This window comes from Alloalcanivorax sp. C16-2 (assembly GCF_046507615.1).
Lineage (GTDB): Bacteria > Pseudomonadota > Gammaproteobacteria > Pseudomonadales > Alcanivoracaceae > Alloalcanivorax > Alloalcanivorax marinus_A.
This window is the reverse complement of record NZ_JBKFTL010000003.1, coordinates 60,990-73,143: the sequence shown is the minus strand read 5'-3', so window position 1 is coordinate 73,143 and position 12,154 is coordinate 60,990. Positions and strand designations below refer to the sequence as shown.

Annotated in this window: 12 protein-coding genes; 3 read left to right on the top strand and 9 right to left on the bottom strand. The window is 66.4% G+C overall.

Annotation, left to right across the window (positions count from 1 at the left end; all coding sequences use genetic code 11):
- Positions 1 to 197: 197 nt before the first annotated feature.
- Together ACLD02_RS13990 and ACLD02_RS13985 are read right to left on the bottom strand one after the other, a co-directional pair.
- Entirely contained in the window at positions 198 to 1,550 is a 1,353-nt protein-coding gene (locus tag ACLD02_RS13990; protein WP_194296041.1) for an APC family permease, read from the bottom strand.
- Positions 1,551 to 1,620: 70 nt separating this feature from the next.
- The gene (locus ACLD02_RS13985) at positions 1,621 to 2,760 is read right to left on the bottom strand and encodes an ATP-NAD kinase family protein (protein ID WP_410298977.1); all 1,140 of its coding nucleotides are present in this window, start codon (positions 2,758 to 2,760) and stop codon (positions 1,621 to 1,623) included.
- 59 nt (positions 2,761 to 2,819) lie between these two features.
- Here ACLD02_RS13985 and ACLD02_RS13980 point away from each other — a divergent pair, with 59 nt between their 5' ends.
- Positions 2,820 to 2,990: a PA1571 family protein gene (locus tag ACLD02_RS13980; protein ID WP_203100171.1), complete on the top strand. Its 171-nt coding sequence runs from the start codon at positions 2,820 to 2,822 to the stop codon at positions 2,988 to 2,990.
- On the opposite strand, the gene ACLD02_RS13975 is transcribed toward ACLD02_RS13980, so the two are convergent.
- The 3 genes from ACLD02_RS13975 to ACLD02_RS13965 form a co-directional block, all read right to left on the bottom strand.
- Entirely contained in the window at positions 2,965 to 4,080 is a 1,116-nt protein-coding gene (locus tag ACLD02_RS13975; RefSeq protein ID WP_203100173.1) for a 4-phosphoerythronate dehydrogenase, read from the bottom strand. The two genes, ACLD02_RS13980 and ACLD02_RS13975, sit on opposite strands and share 26 nt — an antisense overlap.
- 184 nt (positions 4,081 to 4,264) lie before the next feature.
- Positions 4,265 to 4,354 carry a hypothetical protein gene (locus ACLD02_RS13970; RefSeq protein WP_410299094.1) on the bottom strand — a complete coding sequence of 30 codons (90 nt, stop codon included), beginning with the start codon at positions 4,352 to 4,354 and terminating at the stop codon, positions 4,265 to 4,267.
- A gap of 28 nt (positions 4,355 to 4,382) precedes the next feature.
- Positions 4,383 to 5,414, bottom strand: a complete 1,032-nt coding sequence (locus ACLD02_RS13965) for an AraC family transcriptional regulator (protein ID WP_410298976.1) — start codon at positions 5,412 to 5,414, stop codon at positions 4,383 to 4,385.
- A gap of 192 nt (positions 5,415 to 5,606) precedes the next feature.
- Here ACLD02_RS13965 and ACLD02_RS13960 point away from each other — a divergent pair, with 192 nt between their 5' ends.
- Together ACLD02_RS13960 and ACLD02_RS13955 are read left to right on the top strand one after the other, a co-directional pair.
- A complete protein-coding gene (locus ACLD02_RS13960) occupies positions 5,607 to 6,038 on the top strand; it encodes an SRPBCC family protein (RefSeq protein ID WP_203100177.1) in 432 nt (143 codons plus the stop codon).
- An 8-nt stretch (positions 6,039 to 6,046) separates the two neighbouring features.
- Positions 6,047 to 8,731: an efflux RND transporter permease subunit gene (locus ACLD02_RS13955; protein WP_410298975.1), complete on the top strand. Its 2,685-nt coding sequence runs from the start codon at positions 6,047 to 6,049 to the stop codon at positions 8,729 to 8,731.
- A gap of 117 nt (positions 8,732 to 8,848) precedes the next feature.
- Here the strand turns inward: ACLD02_RS13955 and ACLD02_RS13950 are convergent, their stop codons facing one another.
- The 4 genes from ACLD02_RS13950 to ACLD02_RS13935 form a co-directional block, all read right to left on the bottom strand.
- Positions 8,849 to 9,766: a cation diffusion facilitator family transporter gene (locus ACLD02_RS13950; RefSeq protein WP_203100185.1), complete on the bottom strand. Its 918-nt coding sequence runs from the start codon at positions 9,764 to 9,766 to the stop codon at positions 8,849 to 8,851.
- 3 nt (positions 9,767 to 9,769) lie between these two features.
- Complete coding sequence (locus ACLD02_RS13945) at positions 9,770 to 10,486, bottom strand: peptidoglycan DD-metalloendopeptidase family protein (protein WP_410298974.1); 717 nt, start codon at positions 10,484 to 10,486, stop codon at positions 9,770 to 9,772.
- A 73-nt stretch (positions 10,487 to 10,559) separates the two neighbouring features.
- Positions 10,560 to 11,486 (bottom strand): DUF368 domain-containing protein, encoded by a 927-nt coding sequence (locus tag ACLD02_RS13940; protein WP_410298973.1) that lies wholly within the window; start codon positions 11,484 to 11,486, stop codon positions 10,560 to 10,562.
- Positions 11,483 to 12,139: a protein-L-isoaspartate(D-aspartate) O-methyltransferase gene (locus ACLD02_RS13935; protein WP_203100190.1), complete on the bottom strand. Its 657-nt coding sequence runs from the start codon at positions 12,137 to 12,139 to the stop codon at positions 11,483 to 11,485. Before ACLD02_RS13935 ends, ACLD02_RS13940 begins: the two co-directional genes overlap by 4 nt.
- Positions 12,140 to 12,154: the final 15 nt, after the last annotated feature.

Sequence of the window (12,154 nt, the reverse complement as noted above, 5' to 3'; positions counted from 1 at the left end):
CCGGCCCCCACCGGCTTGCCACGACGCCGCGCCATCCGGGCGCGTCGTCAGAGTCAGGCGTTATTATGAGGCTGAGTATAGGAAAGAGAGCCGACACCTTCACCGCCGAAAACGACGGCGAGCGGCACTTTATGCAAAAAACTTGACCTTATTCACAAAACCACCCCCCTCCCGCCACGGGGCCGGGACCGCCCCGCTCAGGAGTGCGATTCGTGATGATGGCCCCGGTGCGCCAGAGTCCGTTTGCGTGCGTCGGATTTCAGGAACCACTGCTCTCCGGCGGCGAGCAGGATCATGGTGACCAGCGCCACCCCGATCACGAACGGGTCGGACGCCAGCTTGGTGATCACGAAGCCGCCCAGCGCCAGCAGATCGAGGATGATCGCGGTCACAGGTACCCAGCGTCGGGCGCCGATATCGTCCAGCAGGTAGCGCAGCACGCCCCAGTGAATGGCGATGTCCATGATCAGGTAGAAGATGATGCCCAGCGCCGCGATGCGCGACAGATCAAAGAAGGCGGTAAGGATCAGGCCCAGAACCACGGTGTAGACCAGGGTGTGTTTCTGGATGGTGCCGGGCATGCCGAAATGGCTGTGCGGCACCAGCTTCATTTCCGTGAGCATGGCCAGCATCCGCGAGACCGCGAAAATGCTGGCAAGGATGCCGCCCGCCGTGGCCAGCATTGCGATGGCGACGGTGAACCAGACGCCGTACTCACCCAGCGCGGGTCGGGCGGCGGCGGCGAGGGAGTAGTCACGGGTAGCGACAATCTCGCTCAACGATAGATTGCTCGCCACGGCAAACCCCACCAGCGTGTAGATCACGATGCAGGCGGCGATGGAAATGACGATGGCACGGCCCACGTTACGGTGCGGGTCGATCACCTCGGAACCGCTGTTGGTGATGGTGGTAAAGCCCTTGAAGGCGAGAATCCCCAGAGCGGTGGCGCCAAGAAAACCGCCGATGCCGGCGCTTTCCCCCACGCGATTGAAGTCCACTGCCACGCTGTCCGCCAGCCATATGCCGACCAGGCCGAACATCAGAATCCCGCCGATTTTCAAAACGCCAATGAAACCCGCCACGCCCTGGATCAGGCGGTTACCGAGCAAGTTGATGATGAAGGCGGTGAGAATCAGCGCCACGCCCAGGGTGGGCACCATGCGCCCGGATTCATCGCCGCCAAACAGCTGCATGGTGTAGGCGCCGAAGGTACGTGCCAGGAAGCTCTGCGCGATGACCATGGAAAAGTACATCAGCAAGGCGTTGAACGCCGTGGGCAGCCGGTCGCCGTAGGCCTTGTGCAAGTACATGCCAATGCCGCCGGCGGACGGATAGGCGTTGGAAATCTTGACGTAGGAGTAGGCGCTGAACGACACGATCACCGCCGCCGCCAGGAACGCCAGGGGAAACAAGGCACCGGTCATCTGGGCCATCTGTCCGGTGAGCGCGAAAATGCCGGCGCCGATCATCACCCCGGTGCCCAGCATGACCGTGCCCGCCAGGGTCAGGCTGCCTTCGGCGTATTTCGTGGTGCGGTCCTGATCCGCCATGAAGTGCCCCCTTGAAGCATGTGACGCGTGCGAGGAAAGAGGCAAAAAATAGCATTTTCGCCGGGTTTGTTCAGCCGGCGTCGGTGGCCACGCGGTACAGCAGGGTGTCCTCGTAGCCACTGGTGATCGGCCACAGGCCGCACAGCGCCCGGTCCAGCTCCGGGTCGCCGGTGTCCACCACCAGGGGGCGGCCTTGCAGGGTGCCGAGTTTGGTGCGGCTGGCCAGGATCTGGATGTTGGCCTTGCCGAGCCGGCGGATCACCGCCGGGCTGAACTGCTGGTTGCCACGCCCGAACAGGTGGCCCTGGCCGCCGATCACGGTAAGCAGGGCTCGGGCCGGTTGATCGCCGATGATGTCGAGGATTTGTTCGGCGCCAACGTCGGCGGCCACCACTTCCTGATCGCGGATGATGTCCACGCCGAGCAGCGTGTTGGGCAAACCGAGCAGTTCCATCACGGTGGCCACGGTGGAACCGGAGCCCACCAGGTACCAGGTGCCCGGTTCCAGGTTGTCGATCACCGAGGCGGCGATTTCGGTGACCACCAGATCCTCCACCTCTCGGCCGCCGCATTTCACCTGTTGCAGGTAGCGGCCTTCGGCGGGCACTTTCAATTCGCCGTAGTGGCGGGCGCGGACCTCACCGTGGCGAAAGGCATCCTCGTCGATGTCGCGGACCTCGGCGTCGTGCAGCGCCACCAGGCCACCGTGGACCAGGTCCGCCAGCAGCCGGCCGGCGGCGTCCGGGTTGATGGCATAGACCGCCGAGTGCATCTTGCAGCCGGCGGGGACGCCGAGCACCGGGATGCCGTCACCCACCGCGTCCACCAGATCCCGGGCGGTGCCGTCGCCGCCGGCGAACAGCAGCAGCTGGGCGCCGGCGTCCAACAGCGCGCGGGCCGCCTCGCGGCTGTGCGCGGCGTCACTGGGAGACGGCGAGGCGCCGATCACTTCGGCCTCCAGGCCCGCCGCCCGGCAACTGTGCTCGCCCATGTCGCCACCCCAGGTGAGCACGCGCAGGTGGCCGGCGTCACCGGCCACCGCCTGCAGGGCACGGGTCATACGCGCCACCGCCATCGGTGTGGCGCCCCGGCGCAGGGCTTCCTCGCGGGTGGCTTCGCCGTCGCTGCCCTTAAGGCCCACGGCGCCGCCGATGCCGGCGAACGGGTTCACGAGAACACCGACCACCAGAACATTGCGCGCTTGTGTCATAAAACGATCACACCTTTTTCCAACAATGACCGCGTCGAGGAAAACAGCGGAGAAGCATCATGAACCGTCTTCAGTATTCACAGGCCGCCGGTCGTCGGGAATTCAACGGCGCGGCGCTGGTTGACGAGCAGGGCCGGGAAATTCCCATCACCGAGGCGATGATCCTGCGCGCCTGCCGTGAGCTGGAGCAAGCCTGGCACTACCCTACTCCGGCGCGAAAAGCCGGCTGACCAGGGGTTTGAACGGCGCCGCCACCCCGCCCGCGTGGCGCCAGTAGAGCAATTCATGCCGGGCCGGGTATTCCTTGCGCAGGGCGTCGAAGGCGGCCCCCGGGTCCGGCGCGCGCACGGCTTCACGCAGGCGTGCGTCGTCCTCGTGGAGCCGGTAGGCACGGCGCAGCAGCGCCAGCAGGTCCGCTTCGTCGTGGACCGGCGCGTCCAGCTCCGCGTCCTCCGTTGGTGGCGCCATCTCCGGCGCGCTCTCGCCGCGCCAGTGGCACCAGGCCCGGTACAACATGGCGGTGCCGCGCCATTTGCCTTCCATGCTGTAGCCGGCCACATGGGGCGACCCCAGAAACACCCGGTCGAGCAGCGCCGGGTCCAGGCACGGTTCATTCTCCCATACATCCAGCAGCGTCAGCGGCGCGTCCTCTTCTTCCAGCCGTGTGGCCAGGGCCCGGTTGTCGATCACCGGGCCCCGGCAGGTGCTGATCAGGGTCTGGTCGGGGCCGAGGCGAACCAGACGCCCGGCATCGATCAGATGGTGGGTGGCGTCGTCGCCATCCCGGGTGAGCGGCACGTGCAGGGTGATCAGGTCCGCTTCCAGGGCGGCGTCGAGGGGCCCCAGGGGCACCGGGGCGCGGGTGCCGGCCCGGGCCAGGGGCGGATCGCAGCCGATCACGGTGACGCCCAGGGCATTGAGCCAGTCCGCCAGGCGGCCGCCCACGTTGCCCAGGCCGACGATGCCGACGCGGCTTTCGCGCAGCGTTCTTCCCTGTTTGTGGCAGGCCAGTAGCAGCGCCTGAAGCACGTACTCGGCGACGGCGCGGGCATTGCAGCCGGGGGCGTGGGCGAAGGCGATTCCCAGTTCCCGCAGGGCCTGGCGGTCGATGTGGTCGGTGCCGATGGTGGCGGAGCCAACGAAACGCACCGGGGTGCCTTCCAGCAGGGCGCGGTCGACCCGGGTGACCGAGCGGACCAGCAGCACCTCGGTGTCCTGGAGTTGGTCGCGGGTCAGGGTGCGACCGTTGACGCGGGTGACCTGGCCCAGGGATTCGAAGGGGGTCAGGGCGGGCATGTTTTCGTCGGCGACGATGCGCATTGAATCAGGACTCTCTATTGGAGGTTACTACGTAGCGGGGACGCTCACGGCCGGGTACAGCCGGGCGCGGACACGCTACGAGTTCGTCCCTGAAGGCTCGGGTTTGGCCATCCCTGGCCAAACACGGTCCGCGCCCGGCTGTACCCGGCCGTGAGCGTCGTGTCACACCTCATACTCTGCCCTTTTATTCACAGAGGAGGGAGAGGGCGCTGTCTTCGGTGGTTTCGGTGTAGGGGCCACCGAAGAGGTTGTGGTGGTTGAGGAGATGATACAGGTTGTAAAGGCGGCTGCGGTGCTGGAAATCACGGTCGTGGGGGTCCTGGCCGTGGGCGCGCCAGAGCGCGGCGCCGGTATTCGCCGGGGGCGCAGCCCTTCCAGCGTTTGAAGGCGTGGTAGAAGTTGGCGGTGTCGGAGAATCCCAGATACAGCGCCAGATGGCCCATGTCGCAACAGGGCTCGCGCAGCCGACGGCAGGCGTATTCCATGCGCACCTGATCGCGCAGGCGGGCGAACTGGACGCCTTCGTCGCGCAGCCGGCGTTGCAGGGTACGGGCGGTCATGTTGAGGTCCGCGGCCACCCGCTCCACGGTGAGACCGCCCTGCCCCAACCCGCCCCGCAGGCGCTCCAGTACGCGCCCGGCGACACCGCCGGCCCGGGACAAATCCAGCAGCAGGCCGGCGGCGGCGGCCTCCAGGCGCGCCCGGCGGTGGGCGTTGGCGGCGGGCAGCGTCTGGCCCAGCAGCGCCGGGGAAAACTCAATGGCGTTGCTGGGAGCACCAAAATTCAGCGGACATTGAAAGAAGGCGTCGTATTCGTCCCGTTGCGTGGGCGGCGGGTGGCGAACCAGCACCCGATGCACCGGCATGCGGCCACCCAACAAGGAGCGCCCTACCGCCACCAGGCTGGCCAGCACCAGATCGTCATGGGCCGGGTGGCGGGCAAAGGTCAGCCCGTCACCGCCGGTGATCGTCAGGGTGCAGTGGTGCTCGCCGCGCTCAAGCTGGAACGCCAGGTACGGCACCACCAGGTTCTTGTAGCGGAACAGCAGCGCCAGCGCCTGTTCCAGGGTGCTGGCGGCGGCCATCAGGCGCCCCAGCAGGTCCAGGCGGCGATAATCGTGGTCACGGCCGGCGCGCAGGCCGAACAGCGGATCACCGGCATCGCGAAATACCGTGCTCAACAGGCGGTCGAGCTGATCCAGGGTCAGATAGCGATCGCCGGCGCCGAGGTCCACGCCGGCGCGCTCGAACAGGGTGGCCGCGTCGAGCCGGCCGCGCAGGGCCATCTCCAGCAGGCCCGGCAGGACCGACGCGGGCAGGTGCGTTCCCACCATCACGTTTCCTCGTTGATTATTATTCTATCCGTGCCGTCGTGGGCGGACCTTCATGGAACGATGATGGCGTCGCGCCCACATTGACCGAAGGTTCTCCAGGTCGGTCCCGCCGGTCAAGGGCATAGGGACCAATTAGGTGGTGAGCGCCGGTCATGATGGGTACTCTTGGGGCCTCCGGAAAACGAGGACGTTATGCTGAAACGCTACTTCATCGACGAAGTGACCGACACCCGCGCCTCCCCCCGCCAGGCCTTTTCCCTGTTCAGCCAGGTCGACGGCTGGTCCGACTGGTGTTCCGTGGTACGCCACGCGCGGCTGTTCGGCGGCCAGTGGCGACGCGGCGCCAGCCTGCTGTTCGTGGCCGATCTGCCGCGCCTGCCGCCGGCGCCGGTGGTGGTGCGCGTGCATGAGTACCGGGAAAATGAGTGCATCGCCTGGGGGCTGGATCTGCCCATGGCGCGCCTGATCCACCGCTTCACCTTCATCGCCGACGGCGACGGCGGTTGCCGGGTGCATCAGGAGGAATGGTCCGAGGGGCTGCTGACTCTGCTTACCCTGCCCGCCGGCCGCCTCATTCACCGCTTCGATCAGCGTTTCGCCGCGGAATTCGCGGCCATGTTCTAGGGCCCGTCATGATGTCTCGATTGTTCCGCGCGTATTGCGCGGTGGTACTGCGCCACCCGATGCTCTGGCTGCTGGTGGTGGCTCTGATGTGCGGCGTCGCCGCCTGGCAGGCCCGCGATTTCAAACTGGATGCCTCCGCCGAATCCCTGACCCTGGAAAACGACCAGGCCCTGGAGTACTACCGCAAGATCGCCAAGCAGTACGGGGGCAGCGATTTCCTGGTGGTCACCTATACCCCCAGCGACAGCGAACTGTTCAGCCGCGACACACTGAAGGATCTGCAAAGCCTGCAGAACAAGCTCAAGAGCCTGGACCGGGTTGCCTCGGTGTACAGCCTGCTGGACGTGCCCCTGCTGTTCAGCCCCAAGGTGGAATTCACCGATCTTTCCGACGGCTACCGCACGGTGCTGGACCCGGACGTGGACCTGCCCCTGGCGAAACAGGAATTCACCGACACCAACCCGCTCTATGAGGACCTGCTGGTCAGCGACGATGGTCTCACCACCGCCATGCTGGTGACCTTCGAGCGCGACGAACGCTATTTCGAGCTGCTCAACCGGCGCAACGCACTGCGCGAACAGCAACGCCAGGGGACCTTGAGCGACGCCGACGCGGCGGAGCTGGAACGGGTCGATGCCGAGTTCAGCGACTACAACAGCCAGGTGCAGGCGCGCACCGCCGAGGAGATCGAGGCGATTCGCGGCATCATGGACGGCTACCGGGACCGGGCCCGGCTGGTGCTCGGCGGCGTGCCGATGATCGCCTCGGACATGATCCGCTTTATCCGCTCGGACCTGGAAATTTTCGGCATCGGGGTGGTGGCGTTTCTGATCCTCACCCTGTTCCTGATTTTCCGGCGCCCGCGCTGGGTGGTGGTACCGCTGCTGTGCTGTGGCGTCACCGTGCTGACCGTGACCGGCTGGCTCGGCTTCATGGACTGGAAGGTGACGGTGATCAGCAGCAACTATCTGTCGTTGCTGCTGATCATCACCATGTCGATCACCATCCACCTGACCGTGCGCTATCGGGAGCTGCACGAGGAGAATCCGGACGCCACCCAGGGCTGGCTGCTGCGCGAAACCGCCGCCCATATGATGCGCCCCAGTGTGTACATGATCCTGACCACCATGGTGGGCTTCTCGTCCCTGGTGATCAGCGATATCCGCCCGGTGATCGACTTCGGCTGGATGATGACCGTGGGCCTGGGCGTGGCACTGGTGACCTGTTTTCTGGTGTTCCCCAGCCTGCTCGGCGGCCTGACGCCGGGCCAACCGCGCCAGGGCCGCGACCTGACCCGTCAGGTGACCCTGGGCTTCGCCGGCTTCACCGAACGCCACCGCGCCACCCTGTTGGTGGTCACCCTGGTGGGGATGGCGGCGGCGCTGTGGGGCATGACCCGCCTGACCGTGGAAAACCGTTTTATCGATTATTTCCAGAAGGACACGGAAATCTATCAGGGCATGCTGCAGATCGATCGCAAGCTGGGCGGCACCACCCCTCTGGACATCGTCATCGACGCGCCGCCCCGGGAGCGCAAAACCGCCGGCCATGGCAGCGCCGCGCCCGCCCGGGACGCGGACGGTTTCGACGCGGTCCAGGATGATCCATTCGCCGGCGGCGCCACCGCGTCCCGTGACGATGCATCCAGCGGCGACCCGGCCGCTACCAACGATGGTTTCGGAGCCGTCCAGGACGACCCGTTCGCCGCGGGCGAGAGTGACGATTTCGGCGCCGGACAGGACCCGTTCGCCAGCAATGCGCCGAAGGCCGCCGCCGACCCGGGCCCGGATCTTCAGGGCGCGTACTGGTACACGCCGCAGCGGTTGGAACGGATCATCGAGATCGAGGATTACCTGCAATCGTTGCCGGAGACCGGCAAGGTGCTGTCCATCGCGACCACCTACAAGGTGGCCAAGAAGATCAACGGCGGCCCGCTCAGCTATGTGCAGTTGATGCTGCTGGCCAGCTTCATTCCCGAGGATCTGCGCGGCCAGCTGGTGAGCCCCTACTTGTCCGACGACGGCCGCCAGATCCGCATCAGCGTGCGGGTGGTGGATTCCTACCCGGGGCTGAACCGGGACGATCTGCTCAAGAAGATCAACGACGACCTGGTCAGCCGGTTCGATCTGAAGCCGGAGCAGGTGCATCTGACCGGCGCCATGGTGCTTTACAACAATATGCTGCAGAGTCTGTTCGACTCACAGATCAAGACCCTGGGCTATGTGTTCACGGCGATTCTGATCATGCTGCTGTTGCTGTTCCGCTCCCTGCCGGTGGCACTGATCAGCATGGTGCCGAGCCTCGTCAGCGCGGCCACGGTGCTGGGGCTGATGGGTTGGATCGGGCTGCCGCTGGATCTGATGACCATCACCATCACCGCCATCACCATCGGCATCGCGGTGGACGATACCATTCACTATGTGCATCGCTTCCACGAGGAGTGGCCGGTGGACCGTGACTACGTGGCGACCATGCGGCGCTGCCACGGCTCCATCGGCAAGGCGATGTATTACACCTCCCTGGTGATCATCGCGGGCTTCTCGATTCTGGCGTTTTCCAACTTCAACCCGACGGTGTATTTCGGTCTGCTGACCGGGCTGGCGATGCTGGTGGCGTTGCTGAGCAACCTGACGTTGTTGCCGGCGCTGTTGATCACCGTGCGGCCGAAGCTGCGCGCTGGCCAGGCTGATTGACGTTAGCCGGGCCGCCCCCGGGGGGGGGGGGGGGTGACGGCGGCGCGGGGCGCGGGATTCCGGGCTATCGCGGCTAAAGCCGCTCCTACGCGGCTTTAGAATGCGGTAGGAGCGGCTTTAGCCGCGATCCGGTTCGACCGGGACGTGGGGCGGATCGGGCACCGGGTCGTGGTGGATGATCACCTCGGCGGCGGGGTAATGCTTGAGGATATCGGCGCGGATACGCTCCCCCAGGGCGTGGGCTTCCTTGAGCGGCAACGTCTCGTCCATGTCCACGTGCAACTGAATGAACCAGGTACGCCCGGACTGGCGGGTACGCAGGTCGTGGAAACCCAGCGCCTGCTCATGCTCGCCGACCACGGCGCCGATCACGTCGCGCACCTCGCCGGGCAGTTCCCGGTCCAGCAGCAATTGCACGGATTCCCAGCCGATCTTCCAGGCCGAACGCAGAATGTAGAGCGCGATCACCAGGCCCACCAGGCCGTCGGCGGCGTCAAAGCCCAGGCCGCTGACCAGCAGCGCCAGGATAATACCGGCGTTGACCGCCAGGTCCGACAGATAGTGTAGTGAGTCCGCGTCGATGGCGGTGGAGCCGGTGCGTCGCACCACGTACTTTTGCACCACCAGCAGCAGCGCCGTAAGCGCGATGGAGAACACCATTACCCCGACGCCCAGGCCGGTGGCTTCCAGGGGTTGCGGATCGAGCAGCTTAAGCACCGCTTCCCGAAGCAGGTAGAGCGCCGAGCCGGCGATCAGCACGGACTGCCCCAGGCCGGCCAGGGCCTCCGCCTTGCCATGACCGAAGCGGTGCTCGTCGTCCGCCGGCACCAGGGAATAGCGGATCGCCGCGAAGTTCACCAACGACGCCAGGGAATCCATGATCGAGTCGATCAGCGATGCCAGCAGGCTCACCGAGCCGGTCAGGGTCCAGGCCACGCTCTTCACCGCGATCAGGATCAAGGCGGTGAGCACCGAGGCGCTGGCGGCGAGGGTCAGCAGCCGGCGGGCCTGATGATCGTCGAGGGCGTCGGGCATGGATCAGGATTTCCTTGGCAACAGAGTGAGCGGGTCCACTGGCTGGCCGTCCTTGCGGATCTCGAAGTGCAGTTGAGTATGCAGGGTACCGCTGGCGCCCATGGTGGCGATTTCCTCGCCGGCGCTCACCTGGTCACCTTCCTTCACCAGCAGTTTCTTGTTGTGGGCGTAGGCGCTCAGCCAGCGGTCGTTGTGCTTGATGATCAGCAGGTTGCCGTAGCCGGTCAGCCCGCTGCCCCGGTACACCACCCGGCCGGCGGCGGCGGCCCGCACCGGGCTCCCCTCGCGACCACCGATGGCGATGCCACGGCGGCCTCCGGCGGCGGTGGAGTAGCGTTCCAGCAACTTGCCGTCCGCCGGCCACTGCCAGGGCACCGGGCCGGTACTGGCCGGGCTGCTGGTCTTGGGCGGCGCCGGCGGGCTGCTGGAACGGCTGGCGGTGCTGGAACCGGAAGACGCGGCACGGGAGCCGGCGGAGGAGGACGAGGAGGAAGCGGTGCGCCGCTCCGGCGTGGTCTCGGTGGCCGACGCGCCGCCGAACGAAATCACCTGCCCCGGATAAATGGTATAGGGCGCGCCGATGCCGTTGGTGCGCGCCAGGGACCGGTAGTCCCAGCCGTAGCGCCAGGCGATGGAATACAGGGTTTCGCCGCGCTGTACCCGATGGCTGCCGGAGGTGACCCGGGTGCCCTGCTCATCGCGTTGGTAAATGTCGACCACCGGCGGCGGGTTCCGCACGGCGCAGCCGCACAGAATCATCGATACGACTATGGGAAGCCAAACACGCAAAAGGTTACTCGTCCGTTGCCGTGGCTTCATTATGCACGGGGGCGGCGAAGGAAAGTAGCCAGACCAGCACCAGCCCCACCGCCATCATCAGCAGCGCCAGCCCCAGCTGGCTGCCGCCGTCCACGACGCGGGCATAGTCCGCCGGCCACAGCCAGCGCTCGCTGACGCCCTGATCCATCGGCAACCGCCACGGCCAGAGCTTGACCAGGGAGCCGGCCATGAAACCGCCCAGCAGCGCCATCACGGTATCGTGATAACGGTGCAGCAGCCATTTGAGCAGGCGCACGAACGCCAGCAGCCCGCAGGCGCAGCCGGCCATGAAAGCGAGCAGCAGTGGCCAGTCGCCCTGCTCCACCGCCGCCAGCACGGACGGATAAAGACCCAGTAATAACAGGATAAAACTGCCGGAGATGCCGGGCAGGATCATGGCGCAGATGGCCACGGCGCCACCCAGGAAGAACACCAGCGGCGACACGCCCAGAGCGGTGAGCCCTGGCGCCAGCGCGATCGCCACCGCCAGCCCGGTACCAGCGGTGAACGCCAGCCACTGGGGTGGGCCGCGCTGGCGCAACGGCGCCAGCACCAGCACGATGCTGGCCAGGATCAGCCCGCAAAAGAACGCCCACACCGGCACCGGATGATGTTCCAACAGCCAGGTGAGCAGCCGCGCCAGCAGCGCGATGCTGGTGAGAATCCCCGCCAGCAAAGTGAAAAGGAAAGTAAAATTACCGGCTCGCCAGAACGCCACGAACCCCTCGCGGCGCCACACGGCCAGCAAACGGGGGCCGATGCCGCCGAGGGTATCGATCAGTTCCTCGTAGATGCCGGTGATCAGCGCCAGGGTGCCGCCGGACACCCCCGGCACCACATCCGCCGCTCCCATGGCCAGGCCGCGCACGTACACGCCCGGGCGCCACGCCCGCCGCGTCATTGCACGCCCCGCTGGAACGGCACGAAGCGTACCGCGTCCAGTTTGCGAGTGCGGATTTCGTCACCCTGACGGTCCACCACGGTGAGATGCTGGGCGCGATCCCCCACCGGCATCACCAGCCGGCCACCATCGGCGAGCTGGTCGAGCAGTTCCTGGGGAATGTCCGGCCGCGCGCAGGCCACCAGAATGCCGTTGAAGGGCCCGGCGGTTTTCCAGCCGAAACCGCCGTCGGCGTGCTTGAGCTGCACCCGCGCCAACCCCAGGCTGAGCAGCCGCTGGCGCGCCTGCTCCTGCAGCGGGCGGATGCGTTCGACCGAGTACACCTGCTGGCACAGGGCGGCCAGCACCGCGGTCTGGTAGCCGCAACCGGTGCCAATCTCCAGCACCTTGTCGGGGACGCCGTCGCTGATCAGCAGCTCGGTCATGCGCGCCACCACCCAGGGCTGGGAGATGGTCTGGCCGTGGCCGATGGGCAAGGCGGTATCGTCGTAGGCCTGGTGCGCCAGGGCCTCGTCGATGAACATATGCCGGGGGGTGCTGCGGATCACCTCCAGCACCCGCTCATTCTCGATGCCGGCTTCCCGCAGCCGGTTGATGAGCCGTTCCCGGGTTCTCGCCGATGTCATGCCGATGCCACGCAATTCCGTATCCATGTCCGTCGGTGGATC

Coding starts and splice junctions, on each gene's coding strand:
- ACLD02_RS13965 (WP_410298976.1), bottom strand. CDS start 5,414: ATGGTGGGAACGCACCTGCCCGCGTCGGTCCTGCCGGGCCTGCTGGAG.
- ACLD02_RS13935 (WP_203100190.1), bottom strand. CDS start 12,139: ATGGATACGGAATTGCGTGGCATCGGCATGACATCGGCGAGAACCCGG.
- ACLD02_RS13985 (WP_410298977.1), bottom strand. CDS start 2,760: ATGACACAAGCGCGCAATGTTCTGGTGGTCGGTGTTCTCGTGAACCCG.
- ACLD02_RS13960 (WP_203100177.1), top strand. CDS start 5,607: ATGCTGAAACGCTACTTCATCGACGAAGTGACCGACACCCGCGCCTCC.
- ACLD02_RS13940 (WP_410298973.1), bottom strand. CDS start 11,486: ATGACGCGGCGGGCGTGGCGCCCGGGCGTGTACGTGCGCGGCCTGGCC.
- ACLD02_RS13955 (WP_410298975.1), top strand. CDS start 6,047: ATGATGTCTCGATTGTTCCGCGCGTATTGCGCGGTGGTACTGCGCCAC.
- ACLD02_RS13975 (WP_203100173.1), bottom strand. CDS start 4,080: ATGCGCATCGTCGCCGACGAAAACATGCCCGCCCTGACCCCCTTCGAA.
- ACLD02_RS13980 (WP_203100171.1), top strand. CDS start 2,820: ATGAACCGTCTTCAGTATTCACAGGCCGCCGGTCGTCGGGAATTCAAC.
- ACLD02_RS13950 (WP_203100185.1), bottom strand. CDS start 9,766: ATGCCCGACGCCCTCGACGATCATCAGGCCCGCCGGCTGCTGACCCTC.
- ACLD02_RS13990 (WP_194296041.1), bottom strand. CDS start 1,550: ATGGCGGATCAGGACCGCACCACGAAATACGCCGAAGGCAGCCTGACC.